The sequence below is a fragment of the Roseateles sp. GW821-FHT03B02 genome, assembly GCF_059421025.1.
Genome location: NZ_JBWKUV010000004.1, coordinates 261,018 through 272,718, shown reverse-complemented (window position 1 = coordinate 272,718; position 11,701 = coordinate 261,018). Strand labels below are relative to the sequence as shown.

General features: G+C 70.9%; 11 protein-coding genes. 3 read left to right on the top strand and 8 right to left on the bottom strand.

The genetic code is table 11. The features are described from left to right. Positions 1–31: 31 nt before the first annotated feature. Both AC07VX_RS13530 and AC07VX_RS13525 read right to left on the bottom strand, forming a co-directional pair. Positions 32–931, bottom strand: coding sequence for an alpha/beta fold hydrolase (locus AC07VX_RS13530; protein WP_493165243.1), 900 nt, complete (start codon positions 929–931; stop codon positions 32–34). A 10-nt stretch (positions 932–941) separates the two neighbouring features. After that, on the bottom strand, positions 942–1,676 hold the full coding sequence (locus AC07VX_RS13525) for an SDR family oxidoreductase (protein WP_493165242.1): 735 nt from the start codon (positions 1,674–1,676) through the stop codon (positions 942–944). Between the two features lie 114 nt (positions 1,677–1,790). On the opposite strand from AC07VX_RS13525, the gene AC07VX_RS13520 reads away from it, so the two are divergent. Then, entirely contained in the window at positions 1,791–2,705 is a 915-nt protein-coding gene (locus AC07VX_RS13520; RefSeq protein ID WP_493165241.1) for a LysR family transcriptional regulator, read from the top strand. On the opposite strand, the gene AC07VX_RS13515 is transcribed toward AC07VX_RS13520, so the two are convergent. After that, entirely contained in the window at positions 2,696–4,096 is a 1,401-nt protein-coding gene (locus AC07VX_RS13515; protein WP_493165240.1) for a sensor histidine kinase, read from the bottom strand. The genes AC07VX_RS13520 and AC07VX_RS13515 overlap by 10 nt on opposite strands. Then, the gene (locus AC07VX_RS13510; protein ID WP_493165239.1) at positions 4,093–4,755 is read right to left on the bottom strand and encodes a response regulator transcription factor; all 663 of its coding nucleotides are present in this window, start codon (positions 4,753–4,755) and stop codon (positions 4,093–4,095) included. Before AC07VX_RS13510 ends, AC07VX_RS13515 begins: the two co-directional genes overlap by 4 nt. Before the next feature lie 76 nt (positions 4,756–4,831). Between AC07VX_RS13510 and AC07VX_RS13505 the strand changes: the two genes are divergently transcribed. Together AC07VX_RS13505 and AC07VX_RS13500 are read left to right on the top strand one after the other, a co-directional pair. Then, positions 4,832–6,070 (top strand): ABC transporter substrate-binding protein, encoded by a 1,239-nt coding sequence (locus AC07VX_RS13505; protein WP_493165238.1) that lies wholly within the window; start codon positions 4,832–4,834, stop codon positions 6,068–6,070. Further along, positions 6,067–7,128, top strand: coding sequence for an ABC transporter ATP-binding protein (locus AC07VX_RS13500; RefSeq protein WP_493165237.1), 1,062 nt, complete (start codon positions 6,067–6,069; stop codon positions 7,126–7,128). The genes AC07VX_RS13505 and AC07VX_RS13500 overlap by 4 nt, the downstream gene beginning before the upstream one ends. Positions 7,129–7,134: 6 nt before the next feature. On the opposite strand, the gene AC07VX_RS13495 is transcribed toward AC07VX_RS13500, so the two are convergent. From AC07VX_RS13495 to AC07VX_RS13480, 4 genes are all read right to left on the bottom strand, one after another. Continuing rightward, a complete protein-coding gene (locus tag AC07VX_RS13495; RefSeq protein ID WP_493183900.1) occupies positions 7,135–8,673 on the bottom strand; it encodes a hypothetical protein in 1,539 nt (512 codons plus the stop codon). Between the two features lie 108 nt (positions 8,674–8,781). Continuing rightward, positions 8,782–9,351: a hypothetical protein gene (locus AC07VX_RS13490; RefSeq protein WP_493183901.1), complete on the bottom strand. Its 570-nt coding sequence runs from the start codon at positions 9,349–9,351 to the stop codon at positions 8,782–8,784. A gap of 16 nt (positions 9,352–9,367) precedes the next feature. Continuing rightward, a complete protein-coding gene (locus AC07VX_RS13485; protein ID WP_493165234.1) occupies positions 9,368–10,315 on the bottom strand; it encodes a glycoside hydrolase family 16 protein in 948 nt (315 codons plus the stop codon). 34 nt (positions 10,316–10,349) lie between these two features. Next, the gene (locus AC07VX_RS13480; protein ID WP_493165233.1) at positions 10,350–11,687 is read right to left on the bottom strand and encodes a GH1 family beta-glucosidase; all 1,338 of its coding nucleotides are present in this window, start codon (positions 11,685–11,687) and stop codon (positions 10,350–10,352) included. Positions 11,688–11,701: the final 14 nt, after the last annotated feature.

Here is an 11,701-nt window from a genome sequence, read left to right as displayed (position 1 = left end):
CCGCGATTGTCTCAAGCCGCACCGTCGCCGGTCAGCGGCGGTTCAGGAAGTCCACCAGCAGCGGCATGGTTTGCGCCGGTGCCTCTTCCATCAGCCAGTGGCCCGAGCCCGGGATGACCACGCCTTCGACCCGGCCGCCGACCCGCTTCGCCTGCTCGATGAGGAAGCTGCCCGAGGCCTTCTCCCCGGTCAGCACCAGCATGGGCTGCTGCAGCCTGACCTTGGCAAAGCCGGCGAAATCCGCCGCGTCCTGCTCGAAGGCCTTGAAGTAGCCGAAGCCCGCCTTCATGCCGCCCGGCTGGGCATAGGCCGCCGTGTAGAACTGCCGGTCGGCCTCGGACAGCGAGCGCGTGCGGTCGGCCGCGAAGTCGTTCCAGAAGTGCTCAAAGTAAATGCGCTCGCGGCCCGCCACCAGCTGCAGCGCCGTCTCGCCGTGAAAGTGGAAGTGCCACAGGTCGCGCAGCAGCCAGACGTTCTTCCATTCGCCCACACCAGGCAGGAAGGCGTCCATTAGCACGACGGACTCGACCTCGTCCGGGTACTGGGCCGCATAGGCATAGGCCACCATCAGGCCGATGTCGTGCCCCACCACCCTGACCTTGCGGTGGCCCAGCTGCTGCACGAGGGCGTGCACGTCCTGCGCCAGCGTCTTCTTGTCGTAGCCGCCGTCGGGCCTGGCCGAACCGCCGGCGCCGCGCAGATCGGGCGCGATGACGACGCGGCGGTCGGCCAGCTGCTCCATCAGCGGCCGCCACATGTGGCTGGTCTGGGTGTAGCCGTGCAGCAGCACGACCGGGGTTTCGCTGCCGGCACCGGCCTGCAGATAGTGCAGCTGCACACCGTTGGCGGTGGCGCTGCGGTCTTCGATGGTGGCCGCGTGTGCGCCGACGGCGAGCAGCAGGCCGGCGATGGCGGAGATGAGTCGCTTCATGGTGGGCTCCTCAAAGTTGGCTCATGCCGCCATCGACGATGATTTCCGTGCCGACGATGAAGGCCGACTCGGGCGCAGACAGGTGCAGCACGGTGGACGCGATCTCCTCGACCGTGCCGAAGCGGCCCAGCGGGATCTGGCCCTGGATCTGCGCGGCCACCTGCTTCAGCGCCTCGTCGTCGAAGCCCAGCTTGCCGTACAGCGGCGTGCTGACCGGGCCGGGGCTGACGACGTTGACGCGCACGCCCTGCGGCAGCAGCTCGGCCGACAGCGTCTTGGCCAGCGAGATCAGCGCGGCCTTGCTGGCCGCGTAGATGGCCGAGTTGGGCATGCCGATGTGGGCGTTGATGGAGCCGTTCAGCACGATGGACGCGCCGCGGGCCAGCACCGGGCGCAGCGCCTGGATCAGGAAGAAGGCGCCGCGGGCATTGGTGTTGAAGGTACGGTCCCAGAGGTCTTCGCTCGCGTCGGCCAGGGAGGCGAACTCGGCGATGCCGGCGTTGACGAAGACGGCATCCAGCGCGCGGCCGGCGCCGGCGAGATGGGCGCCCAGGGCGCGGGCGCCCAGCACGTCGGAGGCATCCAGCGGCACCAGCTCGACGTCGGCCTCGACCTCGGCCTTCTTGCCGGGGCGGGCGGTGACGATGACATGGGCGCCCTCGGCGACAAAGGCGCGGGCGGCGGCCAGGCCGATGCCGGAGGTGCCGCCGGTGACGAGGACGGTCTTGTTCGTGAAGCGGGACATGATGGGTTCCTTTCGAGTCGGGTTGGCGGCTTGTCTGCCGTGGACTCGATACTCGGCTTCGCTGCCCCGATTGACGTCCGGCCGCGTTGGCCGACTCGTGCAAGGCTTTCGAACATGCTCAGTGACGACGAGATCCAGCTGATGGAGGCCATCCGCGAGAGCGGCAGCCTGTCGCGCGCCGCGGCCAGCCTGGGCAAGGCGCCGTCCACGGTGTCGTACACGCTGCGCCAGATCGAGGGCCGCTTCGACGCGCTGCTGTTCGACCGCCGCCGCTACCGGCTGCAGCTCACGCCGGCCGGCACGCTGCTGGTGCGCGAGGCCGCGCGGCTGCGCGACGACATGCAGCGCCTGACACGCCGCGTGACGCAGGTGGCCAAGGGCTGGGAGGACCGGTTGTGGCTCGTCACCGACGAGATCATCGAGTTCGACACGCTGCTGCCCGTCATCCAGGACTTCGACGCGCTGGGCTCGGGCGTGTCCCTGCGCGTGACGCACGAGGTGCTGGGCGGCACCTGGGAGGCGCTGGCCGAGGGCCGCGCCGACCTCGTCATCGGCGCCACCAACGAGCCGCCGGCCGGCATGAGCGTGCAATGGCGGGAGCTGGGCGAGATGCACTGGGTCTATGCGGTGTCGCCGCGCCATCCGCTGGCCAAGGTCAAGGCGCCGCTGAGCGACGAGCAGCGGCGCAGCCATCGCGCCGTCGTCGTGGCCGACACCTCGCGCCGCGGCGAGGGCCGGGCCTACGGCCATGGCGCCGGCCAGGCGACGCTGGCCGTGCCCAGCATGGCCGCCAAGATCGAGGCCCAGCGCGCCGGCCTGGGCGCGGGCTGGCTGCCCGAGGCGCGCGTGGCAACGCTGCTGCGGCGTGGCGAACTGGTGCAGAAACAGGTCGCCGAGCCACGCGAGCCCAACACGCTCTACGTCGGCTGGCGGGCTGGCGACGGCCGCGCGCTGGCCTGGTGGCTGGAGCGGCTGAACGAGCCGCACCTGGCGGCACGGCTCGTCGAGGGTCTGGACCGCTACGCCTGACGCTCGGGCAGGTTCAGCGGCAGCGTCAGCCGCGCGATGCAGCCGTGCGGCGCGGCGGGCAGCAGCTCGGCGCTACCGCCGTGGCGCTCGGCGATCTCGCGCACGATGGCCAGGCCCAGGCCGCAGCCCTCGCCATGGACCGAGCCGCGCACGAAGCGCTCGAAGGCACGCTCGCGCAGCTCGGGCGCGATGCCAGGGCCGTTGTCCTCGACATCCATCCACACGTCGTCGCCCGCGCGGCGCAGGCGCACGGTGATAGTGGCGCCGGCCCCGGCATACCGGATGGCGTTGTCGACGAGGTTGACCAGGGCCTCGCGCAGCAGCAGCTCGACGCCCTGCACGCTCAAGGATTCATCGGCGCCATCCACGCCCAGGTCGCAGCCCGCGGCCAGCGCGCGCGGCACCCAGTCGGCGGCGACAGCCTGCACGAGGCGGGCGCAGTCCACCGTCGCCCAGCCCTGGGCCGCCACCGCCTCGGGCTCGGCGCGGGCCAGTACCAGCAGCTGCGACACCAGGCGGGCGCCGCGCACGGCGCTCTCGTGCACGCGCGCGAGGCGCTGGCGCAGCGCGGGGTCGGTCGTGGCATCCAGCGCCAGCTCGGTCTGGCTTTTCAAGCCGGCCAGCGGCGTGCGCAGCTGGTGGGCCGCATCGCTGATGAAGCGCCTCTGCGTCGCCAGGCTGTGCTGCACCTGGCCCAGCAGCTCGTTGACGGCGCCAGCCAGCGCGCGCACCTCGGGCGGCGCGGACTGCAGCACGATGGGGTCCAGTGCGTCGGCACGCCGGCCTTCCATCTGCTGCTGCAGCTCGGCCAGCGGTGCCAGGCCTTTGCGGATGCCGGCCCACACGCCCATGCTCATCAACCCGATCAGCAGTGACAGCGGCAGGGCCGTGTCCAGCAGCATGCGGCGGGCCAGCAGCTCGCGCGGCGCACTGGAGCGGGCGATCTGCACCCGCAGCGCCGAGTCCGCCGCGCCGGCGGCGCCCAGGTGCAGGTCCAGCGAGACGACGCGCATGGCCTCGGGCACCAGCGTGTCGTAGAACACCGGCTCGTCGAGCGCCGGGATGCCTGGCGGCGGCGGCAGGCGCGCATCGCCCAGCAAGAGCTGGCCCGGTGGCGAGCTGACGGTGTACATGACGCGGTCGTCGGGGTCGGCGGCCAGGATGTCCTGGGCCGAGCGCGGCAGGTCCACGAACAGGCCGCTGGCCGTCGGCTTGATCTGCCGGGCCAGCGCGCGGGCGGCCTGCAGCAGGCTGGCGTCCACCAGCTCGTCGGCGTGCCGGCTGGCCAGCCGGTAGGCGCCGAAAGCCGCCACCCCCCACAGCACGGCCTGCGGCAGCAGCAGCCACAGCAGAAGCTGCCGGTGCAGGGAGCGGCCGGTCGGTTCGCTCACGGGGGCGACGCGGTGGCTTCGAGCAGATAGCCCAGGCCGCGCACGGTGCGCACGGCCAAGCCCGAACCTTCGAGCTTCTTGCGCAGACGGTGGATGTAGACCTCGATGGAGCCGCCCTCGTCGGCGCCCCAGGCCTCGACGATCTGCTGCTTGGTGACGACGCGGTCGCGCTCGTTGACGAGCAGGTCCAGCAGCGTCCACTCGCGCGGGCTGAGCTCCAGCGCCTCGCCGCCGACGCTGGCGCGTCGCGCGGCACGGTCCAGGCTCAGGCGGCGCAGCTGCTGGCTCTGCGTAGCCGGGCGGCCGCGGCGCATCAGCGCATGCAGCCGCGCTTCCAGCTCGGGGAAGTCGAAGGGCTTGGTCAGGTAGTCGTCGGCACCGGCCTGCAGGCCGGCCACGCGATGTTCCAGCGCGTCAAGCGCCGTCAGCACGAGGATGGGCAACGTGCGACCGGCCTCGCGCACGCGCTTGAGCACGGTCAGGCCGTCCACCAACGGCAGGCCGAGGTCGAGGATGGCCACGTCGAAGTCCTGCTTCTTCAGCAGGTACTCGGCCACGGCGCCGTTCTCGGCCCATTCGACCTTGAACGAGGCGTTCAGCAACTGCTGCTGCAGGGCGTCGGCCAGCAGGGCGTCGTCTTCGGCGAGCAGCAGGTTCATGGCGCGCACTGTAGCGGCGGCAGCCCTACTGGTTAATACGATATTAAGTTTATTAACTCTCGGTAATGATGCTGGCATGCTCCGCGCCTGCGTCCTTGCCACCAGCCTGCTCGCTTTCGCGGCAGTGGCAGGGGCCGGGCCGCAGACGGACGTGGTGCACTGGTGGACCTCGCCCGGCGAGATGGCGGCCATGCAGGCGCTGGCCGACGCCTACCGCGCCGCCGGCGGCCAGTGGCGCGACCTGGCGCTGGTGGCCTCGGAGCAGGCACGCGGCGTGGTGCAGCTGCGCATCCGCGCCGGTAACCCGCCGCTGGCGGCGCAGTTCAACCCGTCGCGCGAGTTCCGGCAGCTCGCGCGGGAAGGCCGGCTCAACGACCTCGACGAGGTCGCCGCCCAGGGCCACTGGACCACCGTGCTGCCGGCCGTGCTGATGGACGCGGTGAAGGTGGACGGCCATGTCTACGCCGCGCCGCTCAGCGTGCACATGCCGGTGTGGCTGTGGAGCTCCAGGGCCGCGCTCGCGCGGGCCGGCGTCAAAGCCGAGCCGCGCAGCATGGACGAGCTCTTCGCCACCCTCGACCGGCTGCAGGCCGCCGGGCTGATCCCGCTGGCCCACGGCGGCCAGCCCTGGCAGGACCTCAACCTCTTCACCGCCGTGCTGGCCAACCAGGGCGGCCGCGATCTCTACCTCGCCGTGCTGCGTGACCACGATGCCGCGGCCTTGGCCGGCGAGCCGCTGCGCCAGGTGTTGCAGACCTACAAGCGGCTGCGCCGCTATGTCGACCCCGCCTCCCCGGGCCGCAGCTGGAACGCGACGACCGCCCTGCTCATCAGCGGCCGCGCCGGGCTGCAGTTCATGGGCGACTGGGTGAAGGGCGAGTTCACCGCCGCCGGCCAGCTGCCCGGGCGCGACTATGGCTGCGCGGCGGGCCTTCACCCGCGCGCGCCTTATGTCGTGAGCGGCGACGTGCTCGTCTTCCCGCGCGGCCAGGACGGCGCCGCGCGCGCCGCGCAGCTGCTGCTGGCCCGGGTGGCCACGGCGCCGGCCACGCAGCTGACCTTCAGCGTCCGCAAGGGCTCGGTGCCGGTGCGCACCGACCTCGACACCCGCCCCCTGGACGCCTGCGCGCAGATGGGCGCGGCCGCCCTGCGCGATGCCGGCCGGCTGGTGGGCAACACCGAGATGCTGCTCGCCCCCGACCAGCTGACGGCGCTCGAACGCGCCGTCAGCGATTTCTGGAACCGAGACATCCCCGTTCAAACGGCGCAGCAGGCGCTCGCCACCATCTTGCAGAACAACAGGAGACAGCCTTGACCCGCGTTCACATCCAGGACCTCAGCATCCGCTTCGGCGCGCACGACGTCATCAAGAACCTCGACCTCGACGTGAACAGCGGCGAGTTCCTCGTGCTGCTCGGCCCCTCGGGCTGCGGCAAGAGCACGCTGCTGCACACCATCGCCGGGCTGAACCCCGTCAGCGGCGGCAGCATCCACATCGGCGAGCAGGACATGACCCGCGCCGAGCCCAGCCAGCGCGGCGTGGGCATGGTGTTCCAGAGCTATGCCCTCTACCCGACGATGACGGTGAAGGAGAACCTGGCCTTTCCGCTGAAGATGGCCAAGACGCCCAAGGCCGAGCTGGAGAAGCGCGTGGCCGCCGCGGCCGAGATGCTGCAGCTCGGCCCCTTGCTGGACAGGCGCCCGGGCCAGCTCTCCGGTGGCCAGCGCCAGCGCGTGGCGATCGGCCGCGCGGTGGTGCGCGAGGCCAAGGTGCTGCTGCTGGACGAGCCCCTGTCCAACCTCGACGCCAAGCTGCGCACCGACCTGCGCCGCGAGCTCAAGACCCTGCACCAGCGCCTGGGCAACACCATGATCTACGTGACCCACGACCAGGTGGAGGCGATGACGCTGGCCACGCGCATCGTCGTCATGCACCAGGGCGTCATCCAGCAGGTGGGCACACCAGCCGAGGTCTATGACCGGCCGAAGAACCTGCGCGTGGCGGGCTTCGTCGGCTCGCCGGCCATCAATCGCATCGAAGGCCGGGTGGACGAAGGCGGGATGTTCACGTCGCCCGCCTTCAGCCTGCCGCTGCCACCCGCGCTGGCCTCGCACGCCCAGGGCGAGGTGCTGACGCTGGCCATCCGGCCCGAGAACGTGCGCGTGGGCACGAACGAGGCCTTCGAGGCCGAGGTGCAGTTGGTGGAGCCCCTGGGCAACCAGCACGTGATCTGGATGAGCTGCGGCGGCACCACCCTGTCGGCCGTGCTGCCCGGCCAGCCCGAGGTGCAGGAAGGCACGCACGTGCGCCTCGGCTTCGAGGCGACCAAGACGATGTGGTTCAACGCCGCAGGGGAGCGGATCGAGGCCTGAGGCCGCTCAGCGCGCCGGTAGGGAGAAGCGGTAGTCCAGGCCCAGGGCCAGGTTGTCGGCCTTGAACTGCCCGCCGCCCGCGCTGCGGGCCTCGACGCGGCCGAGGCTGAAGTTCAGCGCCAGGCGTTCGTCGAGCAGCCAGCGCAGCCCGGCGCTCGCCTTGGCGGTTTTGCCGTGCACATTGGCGCCAGCCATCAGCTGGGCGAAGGCCTGCCAGCACTCGCCGGGGCCGGCCAGCGTCTGCACGCCCACGCCACCGAGGATCTCGGCATAGCCCGGGTAGCCGAGGTAGGCGTTGTAGGCGGCCGAGGCCTGCAGGGGCAGATACCAGCGCTGGCCCGCGGGGATGTCGAGCTGCAGGCCCAGCATCTGCAGGGCCGGACGGTCGCTGCCGCGGTAGCTGAGGTGCAGGTCCGTCTGGTGCAGCACCGACAGGCGCAGGCCCTCGTGGTGGGCCGAGCCCGGCGCCGCGGCGCTGCGACCGGCGCGCAGGTGCCGCGTCAGGCTCAGGCCCCAAGTCTGGTTGCGCGAACTGCCCCTGGGCGCGGTCATCTGGCCCGCCGACAGCGACAGGCCGAGGTCGCGCGTCAACGCAACTTCCGCCGCCAGCTTCGGATAGACGAGCAGGCCCGAGCCGGTGTCGATGACTTCCGACGAATAGCCGCCCGAACCCAGCCCCAGCTGGGCGTAGAGCGTGAGGTCGCTCGTCAGGCGCCAGCGTTGGCCCACGCCGCCGAGCAGCTGGTTGTACAGCGGCAGGCCGCGCCAGCCCATGCCGAGCGACGCAAACCAGTAGCTGTCGGCCGCGAAGAAGTGCGCGTACTGCAGGTCGGCCAGCGAGATGGTCGACTTGTTCGAGCCTTGGGGCGAACGCTGGCGGTAGTTGTCCAGCGACAGCGTCAGCATGTTCTCGCCCATCTCGGCGCCGGCACGGGCGTCGTCCGCGGGTGAAAGCAGCTGGCCGTGGCGGGCGAAGGGGCCGGTGAGGTAGCTGAAGGGCACTTCCAGCAGCAGGCTGGCCTGGGTGCCGTCGATGAGGGACTGGCGGAACTTGAGCCGCGAGACCGTGGCGCCGAGGCTGTAGCCGCCGAAGTCGTAGCCCAGGCCGGCGTAGCCGCGGACGAGACCGCCGCTGCCGGACAGCAGCTTGCTGTGCTCCACGCTGCGGCCGCCGCCGCCGCCGCCCGCCGACAGTCCGGCCACGCCGAAGACCCGGCCGGCCAGCGGGCGCCGAAGGTGCACGCCCAGGTCGGCGGCCACGAAGCCGCCATAGGCACCGCCGACGAGCGGGGCATGGAAACCGCCACCCAGGTAGACCCCCTCGAGCACCTGTTGGTAGGCATGAAAGCCGAGCAGGTCGATGGGCCGGTCGCCCGGGACCTTGACGGTCTGGTACTCGAGCGTCAGCAGCGCGTCGTCGCGACGCAGTTCGCTGGCTGCTGCGGCCGAAGCTCCGGCGCTGACGACGCACAGGACCCACGCTGCGTAGTTCCTGGACGAGGGGAGCGGACAGCGAGGCGGGCGAAGGAACGGCAAGCAGAGCATGGGCGACAGGCGGAACGGCCGTGCATGCTCTCACGGACCGCACCCGGCCTGCCGCTGCAGAGGGCCGTTAGTCAGGGGATTGTCGGCGCCGGGCTGGCACACCCCGGCCTACTGCGATGCCGCCGGCGCCACGGCCGCGGGCGGCAGCGCCCAGGCAAAGCCTTCGACGCTGCTGGCGAAGGCGTCGGTCAGCTCCTTGTACGGGCTGTCCGCCGGCCCCTTGAGCAGTGCAATGAGCCGGTAGCCGCGGTTGGCGGCCACGTAGCTGACGGCGCGCAGGCCGTTGGGCAGCCGGCCCTCGTAGCGGCCGCCTTCGACACCGCCGACCAGGGCCGGCCTGGCGGCGTCGCGGGTCAAGGTCTTGTCGAAGGGGTTACCGAATTTGACCGCGCCGTCCAGCGCGTCGTAGGGCTTGGCCAGATCGGGCTCGGCATAGCTCCACACCAGGATGTAGACGGCCTTGGGGTCGTTCGTGCGCGAGAAGACGGCCATGCCGGCGGGCTTCCCGGCCTTGTCGGGCTTCTCCTCGCGGTTCACCACGGTCACGCCGTCGGGCGCGTTGAAGCTGCCGAAGGAGGTCTTCACCTCGGCGGCGCGGGTGGGCGAAGCGATGAGCAGGCCCGCGCCCAGGGCAAGCGCGCCAAGCGCGGGGAGCAGGCGTTGCAGGCTGAGGCGCATGGCGGTCATCCCCCGATCAGTTTTCCTTGTAGATGCGCACCCAGTCGACCTTCATCTGCGCCGGGAAGACGGTGTTGGCATCCGGCGAGCCGGGCCAGTCGCCACCGACAGCGAGGTTGAGGATGACGAAGTAGGGCTTCTCGAACACCCAGGTGCCGCCGGCCGGCAGCAGCGCGGGCGTGAGGCGATGGAACTCCTTGCCGTCGACCTGCCAGATGATCTCGTTGGCGCGCTTGATGATGGTGTAGGTGTGGAAGTCGCCCGACACGGCGGTGCCCATGTCGTAGGGCTTGCCGATGCCCTGGGCGCCCGAGTAGCCGGGGCCGTGCAGCGTGCCGTAGGTGGTGTTGGGCGTCTTGCCGACGAACTCCATGATGTCGATCTCGCCGGACTTGGGCCAGCCGGCGGTCGCGAGGTCGGTGCCCAGGGCCCAGAAGGCGGGCCAGATACCCGCGCCGGCGGGCAGCTTCATGCGCGCCTCGACCTTGCCGTAGGTGAAGCTCTGCTTGCCGTTGGTGTGGATGCGGGCCGAGGTGTATTCGCAGGGCTTGGCGTTCCAGCAGGGGCCGGGGTTGCTGGCCTTCTCGGCAGTGATGACGAGGAAGCCGTTGCCATCGGTCTGCGCATTGCGGGCGTTGGACGTGTAGTACTCCAGCTCGTGGTTGCCCCAGCCGCTGGCCTCGGCGTTGCCGAGGTCATAGTTCCAGTTGGCGGCCTTGGGCTGGGTGCCGGCTGCATCGTCGAACTCGTCGCTCCAGACCAGGGTCCAGCTGTTGGACGGCGGCGGGGGGGCCGGTGTGGGTGCCGGGGCCGGGGCCGGGGCCGGCGTGGGCGCCGCGGGAGCGGCCGTGGCCGTGGACGAGCCGCCGCCGCCACCACAGGCCGTCAGCACGGCGGCGATGGCGGGCAGCGCGTGGCGCCAGGGGCCGGCATTGGGGCGGGGGGCGGGGGTGATCTTGTTCATGCTTGTCTCGTGTCGTTGTTCTGCCGGGAGGAGCTCAGCCGCGCCAGGCCTGAAGGAAGTCGCGGTACCACTCGGCGCTGGCCTTGGGGGTGCGGGCAAGGGTGGCGTAGTCGACATGCACGATGCCGAAGCGCTTCAGATAGCCGCTGGCCCACTCGAAGTTGTCCATCAGGCTCCAGACCATGTAGCCGGCCATGGGCACGCCCTGCTGCATGGCGCGGGCGACGGCGGCGATGTGCTCGCGCAGGTAGGCGATGCGGTCGTCGTCCTGCACGCGGCCGTTGGCGATGGCGCCGTCCTTGAACGCGCCGCCGTTCTCGGTCACATAGACGGGCGGCAACGCGGGGTAGTCGCGGTGCAGCAGGCACAGCAGGTCGGCCAGACCCTGGGGGTAGATCTCCCAGTCCATGTCCGTCACCGGCAGGCCGCGCTCCCTGGCCCTCCATTCCTCGCCGCTGGCGGAGACGACTGAGCGGGTGTAGTAGTTGACGCCCAGGTAGTCCATGGGCTGGGCTATTGATCCCATGTCGCCAGCCTCGACGATGGGGGCGTCGCCCCCCAGCTCGGCCATCACGTCGTCGGGATAGCGACCCTTGAACAGCGGGTCGGCGTACCAGCGGCGGCCGCGCGAGTCGGCCAGGTCGGCAGCGGCAATGTCCTCGGGCATGGCCGTGGCGGGCACGGTGGAGGCCAGGTTGAGCACGATGCCCAGCTGGCTTCTTGCCCCATCGGCGCGCAGGGCCTGCAGGGCCAGGCCGTGGCTGAGCAGCAGGTGGTGGCAGACCTGGGTGGCAATCTTGCGGCTCTTGATGCCGGGCGCGAAATTGCCCTGCTCATGGCCCAGCACGGCGACGACCCAGGGCTCGTTGTGGGTGGTGATGCCGGCCAGGCGGTCGCCCAGGCGGGCGTTCACATGGCGGGCGTACTCGACGAAGCGGTGCACCGTGTCGCGGTCGTTCCAGCCGCCGCGGTCCTGCAGGCCCTGCGGCAGGTCCCAGTGGTTGAGGGTAGCCCAGGCCTGGATGCCCCGACGTTGAAGGCCGTCCACCAGACGCTCGTAGAAGTCCAGTCCCTTGGGGTTGAACGCGCCATGGCCGTCGGGGCGCACGCGGGGCCAGCCGACGGAGAAGCGGTAGGCGTTGACGCCGAGGGACGCGATGAGGTCAAGGTCTTCCTCCAGGCGGTGGAAGTGGTCGCAGGCCACGTCGCCGTTGCTCGCATCGGCGATGACACCAGGCTGTTTGCAGAAGCGGTCCCAGATGGATTCGCCCTTGCCATCTTCGTGGGCGGCGCCCTCGATCTGGAAGCTGCTGGTGGCCACGCCCCAGACGAAGTTGGGAGGGAACTGACGATGCAGGGGAGCTTGGGACATGGGAGCTTCTTGTT

Coding starts and splice junctions, on each gene's coding strand:
- AC07VX_RS13530 (WP_493165243.1), bottom strand. CDS start 931: ATGAAGCGACTCATCTCCGCCATCGCCGGCCTGCTGCTCGCCGTCGGC.
- AC07VX_RS13525 (WP_493165242.1), bottom strand. CDS start 1,676: ATGTCCCGCTTCACGAACAAGACCGTCCTCGTCACCGGCGGCACCTCC.
- AC07VX_RS13520 (WP_493165241.1), top strand. CDS start 1,791: ATGCTCAGTGACGACGAGATCCAGCTGATGGAGGCCATCCGCGAGAGC.
- AC07VX_RS13510 (WP_493165239.1), bottom strand. CDS start 4,755: ATGAACCTGCTGCTCGCCGAAGACGACGCCCTGCTGGCCGACGCCCTG.
- AC07VX_RS13505 (WP_493165238.1), top strand. CDS start 4,832: ATGCTCCGCGCCTGCGTCCTTGCCACCAGCCTGCTCGCTTTCGCGGCA.
- AC07VX_RS13495 (WP_493183900.1), bottom strand. CDS start 8,673: ATGCTCTGCTTGCCGTTCCTTCGCCCGCCTCGCTGTCCGCTCCCCTCG.
- AC07VX_RS13490 (WP_493183901.1), bottom strand. CDS start 9,351: ATGCGCCTCAGCCTGCAACGCCTGCTCCCCGCGCTTGGCGCGCTTGCC.
- AC07VX_RS13485 (WP_493165234.1), bottom strand. CDS start 10,315: ATGAACAAGATCACCCCCGCCCCCCGCCCCAATGCCGGCCCCTGGCGC.
- AC07VX_RS13480 (WP_493165233.1), bottom strand. CDS start 11,687: ATGTCCCAAGCTCCCCTGCATCGTCAGTTCCCTCCCAACTTCGTCTGG.